The organism is Streptomyces sp. MCA2 (assembly GCF_023544705.1).
GTDB classification, from domain to species: Bacteria; Actinomycetota; Actinomycetes; order Streptomycetales; family Streptomycetaceae; genus Streptomyces; species Streptomyces decoyicus.
The window spans coordinates 21,981-37,954 of record NZ_JAMJFM010000041.1 but is presented as its reverse complement, the minus strand read 5'-3'; the positions used below and the strand labels follow the sequence as shown (position 1 = coordinate 37,954).

Here is a 15,974-nt window from a genome sequence, read left to right as displayed (position 1 = left end):
TATGGAGGGTCATGCCTGTGATGAACCCGAGAAGTGACAGAGGCACCAGGCGAACTCAGACGCCCGGGAGGTCGGTGTCCTTGACGGCGGTGACGAAGGTCGACCAGGCGGCGGTCGGGAAGGCGATGGCCGGGCCGTGCGGGTCCTTGGAGTCGCGGACGGGGACGATGCCGGGGAGGTCGTCGACCACCTCGACGCAGTCCCCGCCGTCGCCGTTGCTGTAGCTGCTCTTGCGCCAAGATGCCGTGCTCAAGTCAACGTGGCTGTTTGCCATTGCGGCCATCTCCTGCCTCTGCCTCGACCCCCGTAAGGGAAGCCTGCCCGCCCCGCGGGGCCACAACGCGGGCCGGGCCGGGCCGGGCGGCATTGTCGTGGTTGCCCTGTGCCACGGAGCATTCGGGCGCCCGGCAGAACTCAGATGCCTGGCAGGCCGGTGTTCTTGACGGCGGTGACGAAGGTCGACCAGGCGGTGGTCGGGAAGACGATGGCCGGTCCGTGCGGGTCCTTGGAGTCGCGGACGGGGACGATGCCGGGGAGGTCGTCGATGACCTCGACGCAGTTGCCGCCCTCACCGCTGGTGTAGCTGCTCTTGCGCCAGACCGCGGCGCTCAAGTCAATCCGGCTGCTTGCCATTTCGGTAGTCCTCTGCGGCCGCCTCGATCATGGTGAGGGACGCCTCCGGCGGTAGTGCGGCGGCCCTGAGCCGATCGTATGCCTTGCGGTACTTCTTCACGAGGGCCGGATCGTCGATGGTGTGACCGCTGTACTCCGATTCCAGATAGGCCAGCGGCGGGGCGTCCGGGAAGGTCATGAGCTGCAACAAGCCCATCAGCATGAGGGGGTGCGGGCCACAGTTCCACGGCTGGATCTGTGGAATGACCCGGTGGCGCCTCGCCAGTGCCGCGATGTGGTCGAGCTGATCGGCCATCTCCTTCGGAGGGAGGATCGGGCAGCGCACCACGAACTCGGACAGGATCACCCAGTATTCAGGGGTCTTGTGGTCGTCCTGGAACAGGTGGGCCCGCGTCATGCGGGCGCTGACCTTCTCCTCCACCTCCTCGTCAGTCGCCAGTGGAAGTGTCGCCCGCACCACTGCCCGCGTGTACACCGCGGTCTCCAACAGGCCGGGGATCAGGGTCGGGCACCACTCCTCGATAGTCTCCGCGCGCTTCTCCGCTTCCAGGATGTGCTCGTAGTGGGCGGGATGGCCCGTTCGCCGCGCCTTCCGTACGTCCTCGCAGCGCCGCTGGAAGAAGCCATCCGTCTTGAGCACCTTGTCCACGTGCTCCGCCAGCTCCGCCGGCATCCGACGTTCGCCGCGTTCGATCTCGCTGAGATGGCTGGGGCCGTAGAAGCTGCCCTCGACCAGTTGCGAGAGCGTGAGCCCGGCCAGCTCCCGCTGGTAGCGCAGCTCCTTGCCGTAAAAGGTGGGGACTCCCGCCGAGCCGTCAATGTCCTTGCGTCGTGCCACGGTTCACCGCCGTACATGTCGCTGATTCACAGTGGTTGCGGACGGACTCCGGTGGTTCCCCGTATTTCCACCACTTCGCTCCACGCAATCCCCAGACCACAGCCGGGAGCCCAACCCCCTTTCACGCTACGCCGCGTCACACCACTCTGTAAGCGGTTCGTCGCTATGCGTACAGAAAGGCCGGCTCCATGCCCCTCGACCGCTCCCTCCCCGACGACGTGCACGAAAGTGCCGAAGAGCTGCGCACCGCGCTGAAGGACAACGGCATCACGTTGCCGTCGCTCGGCGTCGATCTGCCGGGCTTCGCGGGCGTCTACGGCGTCTCGCTCGTTGCCCTCGGTAACTGCAACGCGGCGACCGCGCGCCGGCTCGCCGAGGTGCTGCGCAAGGCGGCCGCCCGTTGAACGGAGTGCACGGTCTGGTCCGAACCGCCTGCGGCAGACTGCTGAGTTGGTTACTCCCGGGCCGTGGCGGCCACCGGGCGCCCCGCAGTACCGGCGCCCTCTCGCCCACGGCCTGGCTGCCGGAGCCTCCGGTGCGGCGTCGCCTCGTACGCGTCCGGCGACTGCCGCCCGAACTGCTGCCGCTGTGCGGTGAGGACGGCCGTCTCGTCCGGCCGTACGTCCCCGTCCGTCCGTCGGATCAGGCGCGGCCTCCCGCGGATCAGGCGGCCCGGCGCCGGGAGTTGGAGGAGGCCGTACGGACGCTCAACACCTGGTCGTCCGGTGGCGGCGGCCGCCGCTGACCGACAGACACCCAGGCGCCACTCACAAAGGCACTGGGGAGGCCCGACCATCAGCTCGGGATCATTGCGTGACCCGCCGCGATCCGTCGGGGGTGGTGCCCCGACGGATATTTCAGTGGCAACGTCTCACGGTGCGGAGCGGTCGGCGCAAGCCTTCAATTGTTCTTGGTCTCCACATTCATGCCGCCCATCCGGCTTTTGCCGCAGCTCATGCCGAACTTCCAGCTGCCACGCCCCGTCCACGCGCCTTTAGGGATCTTTCCGTTGGCGCACTCGGCCACTGCTCGCGCGTGGCCGAACGGGACATTGCAAATCCCGCTCCAACTCGTGTGCGTGTACTTCATATTCCAGCAGGTGACCTGCTCGAAGTGTTCGTAGCCCGCGGCAGCAGCCGGGGTGGCCGAGATGAGCCCTGCCGATGCCGTACTGAGAATGGCTGCACCAAGTGACAGCGCGAGCTTGCTCTTCATCGTGTCCCCCTTGTTTCCTTGCGGAGCCCGTTGGTCTGCGAACCCGATCATGAAGCCTATAGCGTCACTGTTACCCAGAGGTAATGACATTCGGCCGTCCCGTGGCGGCGGCCGCCGCTGAGACACCGGGACACCGGGGCACCGGGACACAGGCGGGGGCGCTACGCCTTGCCCCCGCCGATCCCCGCCAGCACCCCCGCCACCAGCTGTCCCGCCCGTACCGCGTGCTCGGCGGTCGTCGGGACGCAGTGGTCCGCCGCGGGGTCGTACGCGGTCATGATGACGCCCGCGTGGTCGGTCTCCGGTTCCTGGAGGGTCACCGCCCGGCCCACGGTCCGCAGCGTCGCGGCGAGGGCGCGGGAGTGCTGGGCGTCCACGACGGAGTCGCGGGTGCCGTGCAGCAGATGGACCGGTACGCCCGGGTCCCGGCCCGCGGCGAGATCGTCCAACGGGGCGGTCCCGGTGGTGCGGGCCGGCAGGTCGTAGCGGCCCGCCACGCCCACCACGGCCCGCGGACGCCACTCCGCCACGGACTCGGGCCGCAGGGCGACCCCGAGCGCGGCCCCGGCTCCCGCCGACCACCCGGCCAGTACGTACGACGCCTCGTCGCCGCCCAGGCCGCCCGCCTCCTTGCGGACGAAGGCCAGCGACTCCAGCAGCTGCGACCGGCCGCCGTCCGCGGCGTCCGAGCGCCAGTCCGGGACGAGCACCAGCGCCCCGAGGGCCGCCGTCGTCCGCGCCAGCGGCTCCAGGACGTCGCGCTCGTCGGGGCCGATGCCGTGCCACAGCAGCACGGTCGGCATCGCCCCGGACGCCCCGGCCGGACGGTGGACGTCCAGCTGCTTGCCGCCCGGGCCGTAGACCAGCCCGCGTACGGTCTCCACTTCCATGTCCATGTCCGGTGCCATGACGGCACGTTACAACGGTGAGCCGGGTGCCTCGGCTGCCCGCGAGGCCCAGCGCCACCACCCAGGACACGACCAGCAGAAACGGCGCCGCCAGGAGACAGCCCCAGCCTGCCGCGCTCCTGTCCGGCGAACGCCGGCACCAGCAGGCCGATGAGGACGCGGCCCACCGTGGCACCCGTCACCGACGGTGCCGCGTCGCACACAGGAAGGGCTTCCGGAGCCCGCTCGTTGATCATGCGGCCCACGTTGGGAGCGCTCGCCGGCCCTGCCATCAGTACGGCCACTCATCTCCCGGTACTCATCTCCCCGCACTTATCCACAGGTATTTGGCTCCCGGCGGCCCTCCTCCGCACGCCGACTAGGCTGGGTAGGTCGATCGATCTGACGTGCAGGTCGGAAGTGCAGGTCTGAGTGCAGGAGTGAGATGGCCGTCAACCTCGTCAATCTGGAAGCCGTCGGCAAGGTGTACGGAACCCGTGCCCTGCTCGACGGTGTCTCGCTCGGCGTCAACGAGGGGGACCGGATCGGCGTCGTCGGGCGCAACGGGGACGGCAAGACCACCCTGATCCGGATTCTCGCCAAGCTGGAGGACGCGGACAACGGACGGGTCACCCACAACGGCGGCCTGCGCCTCGGCGTCCTCACCCAGCACGACTCCCTCGACCCGGCCGCCACCATCCGGCACGAGGTCATCGGCGATCTCGCCGACCACGAGTGGGCCGGTAACGCCAAGATCCGCGACGTGCTCACCGGCCTCTTCGGCGACCTGCACATGCCGGGCTTCACCCATGGCCTGGACACCGTCATCGGCCCGCTGTCCGGCGGCGAGCGCCGCCGTATCGCGCTGGCCAAGCTGCTGATCGCCGAGCAGGATCTGATCGTCCTCGACGAGCCCACCAACCATCTCGACGTGGAGGGCATCTCCTGGCTGGCCGGGCACCTCCGCGCCCGCCGCTCCGCCCTCGTCGTCGTCACCCACGACCGCTGGTTCCTGGACCAGGTCTGCACGCGGATGTGGGACGTCCAGCGCGGTGATGTCCATGAGTACGAGGGCGGCTACAGCGACTACGTCTTCGCCCGGGCCGAGCGGGAGCGGATCGCCGCCACCGAAGAGGTCAAGCGGCAGAACCTGATGCGCAAGGAGCTGGCCTGGCTGCGGCGCGGCGCCCCGGCCCGTACCAGCAAGCCCCGCTTCCGCATCGAGGCCGCCAACGAACTGATCGCGGACGTACCGCCGCCCCGCGACAACGCCGAGCTGATGAAGTTCGCCAGCTCGCGGCTGGGCAAGACGGTGTTCGAGCTGGAGGATGTCAGCGTCCAGGCGGGCCCGAAGGTGCTGCTCAAGCATCTGACCTGGCAGCTGGGCCCCGGCGACCGGGTCGGCCTGGTGGGCGTCAACGGTGCCGGCAAGACCTCGCTGCTGCGGGCGCTGGCCGACGCGGCCCGTACCGAGGGCGAGGCGCAGCCGGCCGCCGGCAAGGTCGTCGTCGGCAAGACCGTCAAGCTGGCGTACCTCTCCCAGGAGGTCGGCGAACTCCCCCCGACGCTGCGGGTGCTGGAGGCCGTCCAGCAGGTGCGCGAGCGGGTCGACCTGGGCAAGGGCCGGGAGATGACCGCCGGCCAGCTGTGCGAGAAGTTCGGGTTCACCAAGGAGAAGCAGTGGACGCCGGTCGGTGATCTGTCGGGCGGTGAGCGCCGCCGCCTCCAGATCCTGCGCCTCCTCATGGACGAGCCCAACGTCCTCTTCCTCGACGAGCCCACCAACGACCTCGACATCGAGACCCTGACCCAGCTGGAGGACGTGCTCGACGGCTGGCCCGGCTCGCTGATCGTCATCAGCCACGACCGGTACTTCATCGAGCGCACCACCGACCGGGTCCACGCGCTGCTGGGCGATGCCACCCTGCGGATGCTGCCGCGCGGCCTGGACGAGTACCTGGAGCGCCGCCGGAAGGTCATCGAGGCCGCGACGCCGGTGCCCGCGCAGCAGTCCGCCGCCGCCCCCAAGAAGGCCGCCGCCGTCAACCGCGCCGCCCAGAAGGAACTCCAGAAGATCGAGCGCCAGTTGGACAAGCTCGGCGACAAGGAGACCAAGCTCCACGCCCAGATCGCCGAAAACGCCACCGACTTCGAAAAGGTCGCCGGCCTCGACGCCCAACTCCGCGAACTGAGCACCGAGAAGGACGAGCTGGAAATGCGGTGGCTGGAGCTGGCGGAGGAGGCGTAGGACTGGGTGGCTTATGCCGCCGACGTCAGTTGTGGTGGGGACTGTAGAGGTGACGACGCTGCCGGTATCCGCGCACGAGCTGGACGCCTGTGCGGAGAAGGCCAAGCTTGATCAGCCAAGAGGTACGCCCCGCCCGGAACATCCGGGCGGGGCGTACCGCGTTCAGGAGACGAACACTTCCGATGCTGCACCCAGGCGCTGAGCAGGGGGGACGCTGCCGCGCGCGTATGCGGTGCAACGCGCGGCGTCGTGCCATAGGCGGCAGGGACCCCGCCAAATGGTTACGCGAATCCCTTGTGCACTACACGACTATGAGGAATGTCGAATTCTTCTATGAACGCCATGAGGACTTCATCGGGTGGCCAATTTCCGATCGCCGTGAGGATATAGCCGGGCGCTGGCGCATTCTCCTTCTCTCTCACCAGGGCGACGAGTGCTTCATTGTCCAATGTAAAGGCAAAGGTGATCCATGCGCCAAGATCATCCCAGGTTGTGTCGCCTGAGCCCCAACGTGACTCAATTTCTTCCGTAGTTATGTCTAGTTGGGCGATGTAGCTCTGGGGGGATCCAGTAAAGTCCGATGCGGCGATTCTTCGCATGTTACCTTACCTCCGTTACAAACACTGGTATCCGGGCGAACTCTTCGCCGTTGTGTATTACGCTGCCCACTCCAGATTGTTGACCGAGTTCCCAGGCAACATAGCCAGGAGGGGTGTTTTTTATGGGCTTCGGTTCCACGGAAGTATAGAATTCGAAACTTCCAGGAGCGGCGTTGCTTGGTATGTGGCCTCGGTGTGCTTGCACCATAGGATCTCCACCCCATCTAGATTCCCGGCCCCAAAGCTCGCCCGATTCCAGGACTTGCTGAGTTACTGCGGGGGATTGGGTCTTCTCTGAGAAGAGCCTATGGTATGGACCGTGCAAATCAGCAACACTGCCGGGGCTCGGAGAAGCCGGGCCCACCATGCGAGGTGCTTTGGGAGGGGTGGGTGTCACCTCGGTACTGTCTGGCTTACCGAAAAATGACTTAAGGCGACTGGCGAGTGATGGCTTGCACCCCGCCAGTCCATTGGGGTCCATCCATGAATTTGGATTGGCTATGTATGCAGTTGGATTGTCTGCAGGCTCCAGCCCGAGAGGGTCTGGAGTGAGATATCGTGCAGCTTCAGGATCGTAATATCGAAAATAGTTGTAATGGATCCCTATTTCCGGATCGAAGTACTGGCCCGGGAAGCGTAAAGGTGTGTAGGCCTTTGCCGAGGTGGGCCACGTAGTGCTACCCCAGAGAGTCGCAATCCGGCTCCAGGCGACATCGCCATCTTCCGAAACCATTTCTACAGGCGTGCCGACGAGGTCGGTGACCATTGCGAAGAACCGCTGATCTATGACCTGTTGCGGAGTCCTGGTGAGGAATTGGCTGGATGTTTTGCGTTCGGTTTGACACAGAGGGGTGGTGCCCTCGTACTCCCATGTGAGCGTGATCGACGGTGCGGTACGGGAAGTGTGGGAAGTTTGTTCGGCGAGGGTGGGGCCGTCCCAGACGAAGTCGATTTGCTCCACCACCGAAGTGTCCTCAGCCAGGCGTTGTTTGGCTATTCGGCGGCCGAAGGGGTCGTAGAGGTAGCGCCAGGTAGCGCCGTCGGGGGTAACGACTGAGGTGAGACGGCCTTCCGCGTTCCAGGTGTAGTGCCAGGTGTCGGGTTTGCGGGAGAGGCGAGTTTTTTGGCGGAGGGTTACTTGGCCGAGGGAGTCGTGCTCGTAGCGGATGGCGCCGGCTTTGGTGATGCGGGTGCCGGTGTAGGTGCGATCGCCTCGGGCTGAGGGGTTGGGGTGGTGGTCGGGCCAGGTGGCGTGGGTTTGGTTGCCGGCTTCGTCGTAGGCGTAGGTCTCGGCCCAGTCGGTGGCGTGGACGGCGGTGACGCGGCCGGCGGGGTCGAGGTCGAAGGTGCGGCGGCCGGTGTGGGAGTCGTCGATCGCGGTGAGGTTGCCGTCGGGGCGGTAGGTGTAGCCGCGGTGGAGGACCCGTTGTGCTTCGGCGACGGCAGGGTTCTGTGCCCGGGCCGCCGCCGTGGGTGACTGGAGGGTGCCGGTGGCTGCTGTGGTGAGGGATTGGGAAGTGAGGCGACCGCTGGGGTCCCAGGTGTGGGTGAGGGCGAGGTGGTCGCCGATGGTGCGCGCTACTTCTTGACCGGTGGCGTCGTGGTCGAAGGTGAGGGTGTGGCGGCCGGTGTTGAGGGTGGTGCGGTTGCCGGCGGCGTCGTAGGCGTACGTGGTGGTATGGCCTGTGGGGGTGGTACGGGAGGTGCGGCGGCCCAAGGCGTCGTAGGTGAACGTCATGGTGTGGCCGTTAACCGTTTCCGCAGTGACGCGGCCGAGGGCGTCGCGGGTGTAGGTGACGGTGGCGTCGGAGTTGGCTGCCTGTTGGAGGTTGCTGTCGGCGTCGTGGACGTAGGTAGTGACCAGACATGCCGCGTCTTTGTGCGTGATGCGGCCGAGGGTGTCACGCGTGTAGGTGGTGACCTCACCGAGGGTGTTCGTGCGGGTGGTGAGTTGGCCGGCTGGGTCGTGGGTGTAGCCGAGGGTGCGGCCGTCGAAGTCCGACTCGCAGGTGAGACGGCCGGCTGGGTCGTAGGTGTAGTTCCAGGTCAAGCCCTGAGGGTTGGTGACCTGGGTGAGGCGGAGTTCGGTGTCGTGGGTGAACCGGTACCGGACACCGTCAGTGTCGGTGCGAGCCGTCAGCAGGTCGAAGTGGCCGTAGTCGTAGCGGGTGGTCTGGCCCATGGCGTCGGTGTGGGTGAGACGGTTGCCCTCGCCGTCGTAGGTCCACTCCTCCGTGGCACCAGTGGGGTCTATTCGGGCCGTGAGTCTGCCTTCCACCGACCAGACGTAGTGGGTGACTTCGCCGAGGGGATCGGTGACGGAGGTGGTGCGGCCGAAGGCGTCGAGGCGATAGCGGGTGGTGGCGCCCAGCGGGTCGGTGACGGTCAGTGGTAGGCCGGCCTCGTTGCAGTAGAGGCGGGTGGTGTTGCCGAGGGCGTCGGTGATGCTGGCTATGTGGCCGCGATGGTCATGGGTGTAGGCGGTAATGGCACCGGTGGGGTCGGTGGTGGAAGTGCGGTTGCCGTGGACATCGTAGGTATGGGTCCACGTGGTGCCGTCGGGACCGGTGAGGCTAGCCGGGTTGCCGTTGAGGGTGTAGGCGGTGGTGGAGGCGGAGCCGTCGGGGAGGGTGACGGTGGTGGGCCGGCCGTGGTGGTCGTAAGCGAGGTAGGTAGCGCGTCCGAGGGGGTCGGTGATGGACAGGATGCGGTGCATGGCGTCGCGAACGATGTGGGTGGTGGCTCCGGTTGCGTCGGTGCTGGCGACGATCTGATGGTGCTCGTTGACCTGATAGGTCGTGACCTGCCCGAGAGAGTTGTGGTGGAGGTTGGTGCGCAGCCCCGTGACGGGGTCAGGGTTGCCCCAGGTGAAGTGGGCGCGCAGGTGGCCTTCGATGCCGCCCTGTGAGGTGCAGCGGTCCTGGTCGTCGTAGGCGTAGGTGTAGCTGCTGTTGTTGGTGTCGGTCCAGGACGTGATGCGGCCGGCGTCGTCGTAGGTGAAGCGCAGCGGCAGACCGGAGGAGTTGGTGATTCTGGTGAGGTTCCCCTGCTCGTCGTAGCCGTAGGTGACCAGGAGCTGGTCGCTGCCGTCGGGTGCGGCGCCGGCCAGGTGCAGGGCCGTGATACGGCCCTCCTCAGTTGTGAGGAGGAGGCGGTAGCCGGCGCTGTGGGTGATGGCGGTGGGGGTGCCGTCTTCGGTGTAGTCGAAGGTGTGGTGGTTGCCTCGGTGGTCGGATATCTCGTCGAGGACGGCGAGGTCTTCGGTACAGGTGGTGAAGTAGCGGCGGGTGCCGGTGACCGGGTCGGTGAGGAGGTAGTCGCCGTCCGGGGTGCGCTCCAGGGGGTGGCCGTCGCCCTCGGCGGGGAGGGTGGGCACGCCTACGGCCGGGTGCGGGTAGAGGAGGAAGTTGCCCTCCTCACCGATGAGGATGACGCCCTCGGCGTCGATCTCCAGACGCTGGTCGACGGTGCTCATCCACGTCGGACCGAACCAGTGGCCGGTGCGGTAGGACGACTCGAAGGTGCGGGTGAAGGCGAGGGGGAGGCTGGCGGGGAGGGTGACGTCGGTCTGCGGCAGGATCATCCGGCCGGTAGCCATGTCGATCGGATCGCCGCCAACTGTCTTGCATCGAATTTCGCGCAGCCGGTCCCGGACGGTGCGCTTGCCGCCGTCCTTGACGGCCGTCCGTGCGGCCCCCTTGGCCGCGTCCTTCGCGCCCGCCTTCACCACGCCCTTGCCGATGGCGCCGGCGCCCTTCCCCCCGACGAGGTTGGCGAGGAAGGCCCCACCCGCATCGAACGGGTCGCTGCCCCAGCCGTCGCCGAGCATCCCCTTGGCCAGGCGGCCGGGGTGGGCGGCGGCACTGGCCAGGCCGAGTCCGGTCTTGGCGACGTTGGCCAGGTACATCTGGGGGTGGGCGAGGTTGTACGGCTCCGCCGGGTTCAGAGTGCGGGCCAGATTGACCGTTTCCACAACGGCCTTGCCCGCACCACCGACGACATGCATCAGATTCATGCCGCCGGCCGCGATGCCGTCAGCGGTGTCGAAGGCCGCCTCAGTGGTGAACTTGGGTGCCTGCGGGGCGTGTTCCAGAGCGCCCTTGAGGGCGTGCTGTGCCTTCTCCGCGGCCTCGTTGCGCTGGCTGCGGGCGTTCTTGAGGATGTCCTGCGCCGCCTCGCGGCCCTGGTCGCCGGGGTCGTGGAATTCGCCGGGCTCATCGGGCTTGGGACCGGGGTCGGAACCCTCGTCCCGCGCGGCGTTGTAGGCGTCGGCCTTCGCGAGGTACGTATCGAGCTGGTGGCGGTAGGCGTCCTGCGCCTTCCTGGTCTTGTTCTCGGCCGCCTGCCATGCGTCGATGGCCGACTGTCCCTTCTTCTGGGCCCAGGAGACCGTCTCGGCGTAGGAATCGAGGGCCTTCCACGCCGCCTCGCAGGCATCCGCGGTGCGCATCCATTGTTTGGGGTGCACGTCGAACTTCTCGTGGAAGCTGTCGGCGGCCTTTCCCTTCCAGGATCCGGCGTCCAGTTTGCGGATTCCCTGGCCGACGCGTTCGAAGGCCGTGTAGAAGTCCTTGAGGTGCGCGGCGGATTCATTGATCTTCGCGACGTCGCCGTGGATCAGCTCCTTGGGGTCGTCGCTCTCGCCCAGCTGCCGCTCATCGACCTGAGCGCCCAGTGCATCGGCGACGTCGTCACCGGCCGAGCGGACGGCCTTGGCCGCGCCGTCCGCACCGACGAAGTCGAGAGTGTCGGCGGTCTTGTCCGTGGCGTAGTCGACCGCCTCGCCGGCCGCTTCCTTTACGCCGTCGACGGCGTTGCCGACCGTATCGGCCGCGGAATTGATGCCGTCCTTGACGTCCCCGAGCATGTCGCCGAGACCCATCGGTTCTCAACCCCCCCAGTGGTGCTGTGCAGCAGTGGATGTGCAGTGGTGGCGGTGCGACGGAGACTCAGGATCCGTCGTGGTCGTTGGCCTGCGCCTGGCTGTCACGCGCCATTTTCAGTGGCCGCATGGCCCAGTTGTGGTCGGCGTCGCCCGCCCACTTGGATGTGGAGAAGTCCTTGCCCGTCTGGTCCGCCGCTTGCTCGACTTCATGAAATGCCTTGCGGGATTTGGCCGAGGTGGGGTCCCAGTCCGCGTGCTCGAACTGGGTGACCGCGTTGTCCTCGCGGACTTGCTTCCACGTCCGGTGCTTCAGCTGTTCCTCCGTCACCGTCGGGTCACCCATCAGCAAGGCATTCGCCCCGACCTTCAGCGTCGTCGAAACGTACTGCTCCTGCTCGTGATAAAGCCCGGCAGTCAAATCAAGACGGCGGGCGAATTCGTTGGCCTCATGGATGAGCAGACGAACGCCCCAGCCCCAGCGTTCACAGAACGAATCGAATGTGGAACTTACCCCGGCATGGCCCGCCTCCATGCCGGAGAGAGCCATCTTGTCGAATCCCTGGCCGAGTTGGGCGCTGGTGTCGAAGCCCAGTTCCTTCAGTTCCGCGATCGAGTCGTGGATGCCCTTGGTGACCTGTTTCAGGGCCTCCGGGTCGAGTTCGTAACCTTCGGCGGATGTCATGCCGCACCTCCGGCCGTGAGTGCTCCGGGTCCGCTTTCGGCGGGGCCCGGCTCGGTGAGGCCGACCGCCACCGAATCCGGGACGATGCCGCTGACCGGCGGAAACACCATCACCTGTGCGCTGCCCGCATCCAGCACCACGCCCGCGGGCCCCTCGATGGCGGGTATGACGACGTCCAGGAGCCGTGCACCGACCGCGCGGACGTAGGGCAGCTCGGCCTCGGGGGCGGCGCCTCGGGCCACGGCGAAGCGGGCCAGTTCCTGCTCGTCGGAGAAGGCATACAACCAACGGATACCGGTCAACTCGGCTGACATGAGAGAGTCATTGACAACCGGCACCAATACCGACGTCCGGCGCAACTCACCCACCAGCGCGGCTGGATTCGGATGTCCTGCATGAGCTGCCGCTACTTCGTCGGCCAATGACATGACGGATCGCTCCCTCCCCCGATTTCCCCTCAACTGCCGAACCTACTTTCGCATATGGCACTGACAGTGCCGGCGAAGACGCTTCGGTGAAAAACCGGCCGCTGGTTCTTTTTGAATTCAACAAGGTGGAGTGGAGTGCGAGGAGCGGCATGACGGCGGACTCGCCTGGTGTGCGGTCGAGCCTGCTCGTTATTGGGTCGTCTCTGGGCAGCCTGACGCCCTCAACTCTCCAAGGGAACAATCGGCTTCCGCTGCTACGCCGTCCTGCGCGCTACCCACCCGCAGGGCCCGGTTCCGCCAACGGTCCGCCGGCCCCGTAGAAGAGGGCCCTGCGCCGCGTCTCAGACAGGGCACGACCGCCCCGTAGCAGCGGCAACCAGCCCAGATTGGCCGGGATTCCAGCATTCCGGGGGCTTCTTCCCGGTAGGGGGCGCGCTATCGCAGCCGAGCGTGTAGCTTCCCGGGGACGAGCGGCCCGGCAGGGGTCGCGCCGGGCCCGCCGGGGTGGAGGGGGTTGCTCGATGGGCGTGCGGCTCATGGTGGTGGACGATCATCGTCTGCTCGCGGAGGCGCTCGCCTCGGCGCTGAAGCTGCGCGGGCACCGTGTCCTGGCGGCGGCCGCGCCGAGCGCCGGGGCCGCGGAGCTGGTGGTGAGCCGGGCGCCCGAGGTGTGCCTGCTGGGGACCGCGGCACCCGCCCGGCCCGGTGCCTTCGACCCGGTCGTACGGATCAAGAAGGAGCGGCCGCAGGTCGCCGTGGTGGTGCTGGGGCCGGTGCCCAGCCCGCGCGGGATCGCCGCCGCTTTTGCCGCCGGGGCCTCCGGGTACGTCCGTAACGACGAGCGGATCGAGGGCGTGGAGCGCGCCATGATGAAGGCGCGGGCGGGGGAGTCGGCGGTCTCGCCACAGCTGTTGCAGCAGGCCTTCGAGGAGTTGCTGCACCCCGCGGCGCAGCCCGACGACGAGGGCGCACGGCTGCTGGAGCTGCTCACCCCGCGCGAGGTCGAGGTCCTGATGCGGGTCGCGGACGGCGAGGACACCCGGCTGATCGCGGCGGGGATGGAGATCGCGCCGAGTACGGCGCGTACGCATGTGCAGCGCGTGCTGATGAAGCTGGAGGTGGGGTCACGGCTGGAGGCCGCGGCCCTGGCGGCGCGTACCGGGCTGCTGGACCGGGCGGCGGGCGGCCGTGCGGCACGCGCCGCGGCGGGGGCGGGGGCGGGGCCGGGGCCGGGGTCGGCGCCAGGGCTGGGGCTGGGGCTGGAGCCGGATGATCCGCCTCCGCCCCCGCCCCCGCTGTCGGAGTAAGCGCGTTCCGCGCCTCCGCCCCCGCCGTCGCAGTAGGCGCGTTCCCGGACCTCCGCCCCCGCTGCCGCAGTAAGCGCGTTCCGCCCCCGCAGTACCCCCCTCCCCTCAGCCCTCGGCGGCCCCTTCCTCGGTCGCGGCCTGTAGTTCCTCGGCCGTCGGCGGGACGGCCGGCCGTAGCTTCAGCCATATGAGGAAGAAGAGGCCGAGGGCGAGCATGCCCAGGCCCGTCCACAGGTTGATGTTGATGTCCTGGGCCTTCTTGAGGTCGGCGTCCGAGGCCGTCAGGCCGGCGATGGTGACGATCACGCCGTAGACGACGAACAGGCCGCCGATGATGCGCCGTACGTCGAAGAGCCGCGCGGCGGTCGCCGACTCGCGCTCCAGCTCCTCGACTTCGTGCTGGTAGTCACTCATGGTGCGTCAACTCCGCTGTTCAGGCAGGTTCAGAGGGAGAAGGGGATGTAGCAGACGGCGGCGAGGACGATCGCTCCCCAGCCCAGCAGGGCCGGCTTGCGGTACCAGGCGTCGTCACCCTCGGCGGGCAGTTCCTCCATGCCGGGGGACCGCGACCCGTAGACCAGGCCCGCCAGCGACTCGACCGGCTTGGGCTTGGTGACCAGGGTGACGAGGAACATCACCAGCGCACCGACGACGAAAGCCACGATCGAGGAGACGAAGTTGGCACCCTGCTCGGAGGGGATCGCGATGATGCCCTGCTTGTAGAGCCAGAAGTAGTTGATCATCGCGGCGACCGTGCCGGACAGCAGACCCCAGAAGCCGGCCGCGGCGCTGGTCCGCTTCCAGAACATGCCGATGATGAAGACGACGAACAGGGGGACGTTGAAGAAGGAGAAGAGCGTCTGGAGGTAGTTCATGATGTTGCTGAAGGACGAGGCGATGAAGGCCGTGCCCATGCCGATCAGCACACCGACGGCGGTGACCACGCGTCCGGTCTTGAGGTAGTAGCGGTCCTCGCGGCCCTTCTTGAGGTACGCCGCCCAGATGTCGTTGGTGAAGACCGTGTTGAAGGACGAGACGTTGGCGGCCATGCCGGCCATGAAGGCGGCGAGCAGGCCGGTGACGGCGATGCCCAGCACACCGTTGGGCAGCAGGTCCCGCATCAGCACCGGGATCGCGTCGTTGTACTGGAGCCCGTCCTTGGACTTGCCCAGCGTCGGCTCCATGACCAGCGCGATCAGGCCGGGGACGACCACCACCAGCGGGATGAAGATCTTGGGGAAGGCGGCGATCAGCGGGGTGCGCTTGGCGGCGGAGAGGTTCTTCGCGGACAGCGCGCGCTGCACCTCGGCGAAGTTGGTGGTCCAGTAGCCGAAGCTCATCACGAAGCCGAGGCCGAGGACGATGGTGAGCCAGTTCGCGCCGAGCGGGTTGGCCTCGCCGATGCCGGTGCCCTTCCAGGCGGTGAGGAAGGCGTCGCCGTGCGAGGAGTTGAGTGAGTCCGTCAGGCCGTCCCAGCCCCCGACGCGCTTGAGGCCGACGATGGTCAGCGGGATGAGCGCGGCCAGGATGACGAAGAACTGGAGCACCTCGTTGTAGATCGCCGAGGAGAGGCCGCCGATGGTGATGTACGCCAGGACGAAGGCGCCGGCCACGACGATCGCGACCCACTGCGGCCAGCCGAGCAGCGCCTGGAGCACGATCGCCATGGCGTACAGGTTCACGCCGGCGATCAGTACCGAGGAGACGGCGAAGATGACCGAGGAGAGGAGATGGGAGGAGGGCCCGAAGCGGTGCAGCAGGAACTCGGGCACCGAGCGGACCTTGGAGCCGTAGTAGAACGGCATCATCACCAGGCCCAGGAAGACCATCGCCGGGATGGCGCCGATCCAGTACCAGTGCACGGTGTAGGCCCCGTACTGCGCACCGTTGGCGGCCATACCGAGGATCTCGGTGGCGCCGAGGTTGGCGGCGACGAAGGCGAGGCCGGTGACCCAGGCAGGCAGGGACCGCCCGGAGAGGAAGAAGTCCAGGCTCGTCTTCACGCTGCGTTTGGCCGCGAATCCGATGCCGAGGACGACGACGAAGTAGATGGCCAGGATCGTGTAATCGAGCCCGTTGGTGGGAAGCCGTAGCCCTTCGGCCAGGGTGATCATGGGCGACTCTTTTCGCGGGTCCGGAGGCGCGGCCCCCGGAGGACACATCTTTGTGCGATCGGAACGCACAAAAACGTACGCGCGGTCCTCGCGAAACTGAATACTTTTGTTTGGTTCAGTTGTTCATTCGTGATCGGG

Annotated in this window: 15 protein-coding genes; 4 read left to right on the top strand and 11 right to left on the bottom strand. The window is 67.4% G+C overall.

The genetic code is table 11. The features are described from left to right. Nucleotides 1–55: 55 nt before the first annotated feature. The 3 genes from M8I34_RS28710 to M8I34_RS28700 form a co-directional block, all read right to left on the bottom strand. Nucleotides 56–274, bottom strand: coding sequence for a DUF397 domain-containing protein (locus tag M8I34_RS28710; RefSeq protein ID WP_250054117.1), 219 nt, complete (start codon nucleotides 272–274; stop codon nucleotides 56–58). A gap of 140 nt (nucleotides 275–414) precedes the next feature. After that, complete coding sequence (locus M8I34_RS28705) at nucleotides 415–633, bottom strand: DUF397 domain-containing protein (RefSeq protein ID WP_250054115.1); 219 nt, start codon at nucleotides 631–633, stop codon at nucleotides 415–417. Continuing rightward, nucleotides 614–1,471, bottom strand: coding sequence for a helix-turn-helix transcriptional regulator (locus M8I34_RS28700; protein WP_250054113.1), 858 nt, complete (start codon nucleotides 1,469–1,471; stop codon nucleotides 614–616). The genes M8I34_RS28705 and M8I34_RS28700 overlap by 20 nt, the downstream gene beginning before the upstream one ends. A 188-nt stretch (nucleotides 1,472–1,659) precedes the next feature. Here M8I34_RS28700 and M8I34_RS28695 point away from each other — a divergent pair, with 188 nt between their 5' ends. Together M8I34_RS28695 and M8I34_RS28690 are read left to right on the top strand one after the other, a co-directional pair. Further along, the gene (locus M8I34_RS28695; RefSeq protein ID WP_244414313.1) at nucleotides 1,660–1,875 is read left to right on the top strand and encodes a hypothetical protein; all 216 of its coding nucleotides are present in this window, start codon (nucleotides 1,660–1,662) and stop codon (nucleotides 1,873–1,875) included. A gap of 131 nt (nucleotides 1,876–2,006) precedes the next feature. Continuing rightward, on the top strand, nucleotides 2,007–2,216 hold the full coding sequence (locus M8I34_RS28690; RefSeq protein WP_250054111.1) for a hypothetical protein: 210 nt from the start codon (nucleotides 2,007–2,009) through the stop codon (nucleotides 2,214–2,216). Nucleotides 2,217–2,371: 155 nt separating this feature from the next. Here M8I34_RS28690 and M8I34_RS28685 read toward each other — a convergent pair whose 3' ends face one another. Together M8I34_RS28685 and M8I34_RS28680 are read right to left on the bottom strand one after the other, a co-directional pair. Beyond that, nucleotides 2,372–2,686 (bottom strand): hypothetical protein, encoded by a 315-nt coding sequence (locus M8I34_RS28685; RefSeq protein WP_244414315.1) that lies wholly within the window; start codon nucleotides 2,684–2,686, stop codon nucleotides 2,372–2,374. A 161-nt stretch (nucleotides 2,687–2,847) separates the two neighbouring features. After that, nucleotides 2,848–3,594 (bottom strand): alpha/beta hydrolase, encoded by a 747-nt coding sequence (locus M8I34_RS28680; RefSeq protein ID WP_250054109.1) that lies wholly within the window; start codon nucleotides 3,592–3,594, stop codon nucleotides 2,848–2,850. A 424-nt stretch (nucleotides 3,595–4,018) separates the two neighbouring features. On the opposite strand from M8I34_RS28680, the gene M8I34_RS28675 reads away from it, so the two are divergent. After that, nucleotides 4,019–5,821, top strand: coding sequence for an ABC-F family ATP-binding cassette domain-containing protein (locus M8I34_RS28675; protein WP_250054106.1), 1,803 nt, complete (start codon nucleotides 4,019–4,021; stop codon nucleotides 5,819–5,821). Between the two features lie 281 nt (nucleotides 5,822–6,102). On the opposite strand, the gene M8I34_RS28670 is transcribed toward M8I34_RS28675, so the two are convergent. The 4 genes from M8I34_RS28670 to M8I34_RS28655 all read right to left on the bottom strand — a co-directional run bounded on the left by M8I34_RS28670 (nucleotide 6,103) and on the right by M8I34_RS28655 (nucleotide 12,415). Beyond that, nucleotides 6,103–6,420 (bottom strand): hypothetical protein, encoded by a 318-nt coding sequence (locus tag M8I34_RS28670; RefSeq protein WP_250054104.1) that lies wholly within the window; start codon nucleotides 6,418–6,420, stop codon nucleotides 6,103–6,105. A gap of 1 nt (nucleotide 6,421) precedes the next feature. Continuing rightward, the gene (locus tag M8I34_RS28665) at nucleotides 6,422–11,302 is read right to left on the bottom strand and encodes a putative T7SS-secreted protein (RefSeq protein ID WP_250054102.1); all 4,881 of its coding nucleotides are present in this window, start codon (nucleotides 11,300–11,302) and stop codon (nucleotides 6,422–6,424) included. 67 nt (nucleotides 11,303–11,369) lie between these two features. Then, nucleotides 11,370–11,987 carry a hypothetical protein gene (locus M8I34_RS28660; protein ID WP_250054100.1) on the bottom strand — a complete coding sequence of 206 codons (618 nt, stop codon included), beginning with the start codon at nucleotides 11,985–11,987 and terminating at the stop codon, nucleotides 11,370–11,372. Continuing rightward, nucleotides 11,984–12,415: an SseB family protein gene (locus M8I34_RS28655; protein ID WP_250054098.1), complete on the bottom strand. Its 432-nt coding sequence runs from the start codon at nucleotides 12,413–12,415 to the stop codon at nucleotides 11,984–11,986. The genes M8I34_RS28660 and M8I34_RS28655 overlap by 4 nt, the downstream gene beginning before the upstream one ends. A gap of 521 nt (nucleotides 12,416–12,936) precedes the next feature. Between M8I34_RS28655 and M8I34_RS28650 the strand changes: the two genes are divergently transcribed. Then, the gene (locus M8I34_RS28650) at nucleotides 12,937–13,722 is read left to right on the top strand and encodes a LuxR C-terminal-related transcriptional regulator (RefSeq protein WP_250054096.1); all 786 of its coding nucleotides are present in this window, start codon (nucleotides 12,937–12,939) and stop codon (nucleotides 13,720–13,722) included. Nucleotides 13,723–13,827: 105 nt separating this feature from the next. Here M8I34_RS28650 and M8I34_RS28645 read toward each other — a convergent pair whose 3' ends face one another. Then, nucleotides 13,828–14,136 (bottom strand): hypothetical protein, encoded by a 309-nt coding sequence (locus tag M8I34_RS28645; RefSeq protein ID WP_053209358.1) that lies wholly within the window; start codon nucleotides 14,134–14,136, stop codon nucleotides 13,828–13,830. A gap of 29 nt (nucleotides 14,137–14,165) precedes the next feature. Continuing rightward, on the bottom strand, nucleotides 14,166–15,836 hold the full coding sequence (locus tag M8I34_RS28640) for a sodium:solute symporter family protein (protein ID WP_250054094.1): 1,671 nt from the start codon (nucleotides 15,834–15,836) through the stop codon (nucleotides 14,166–14,168). Between the last annotated feature and the right edge of the window lie 138 nt (nucleotides 15,837–15,974).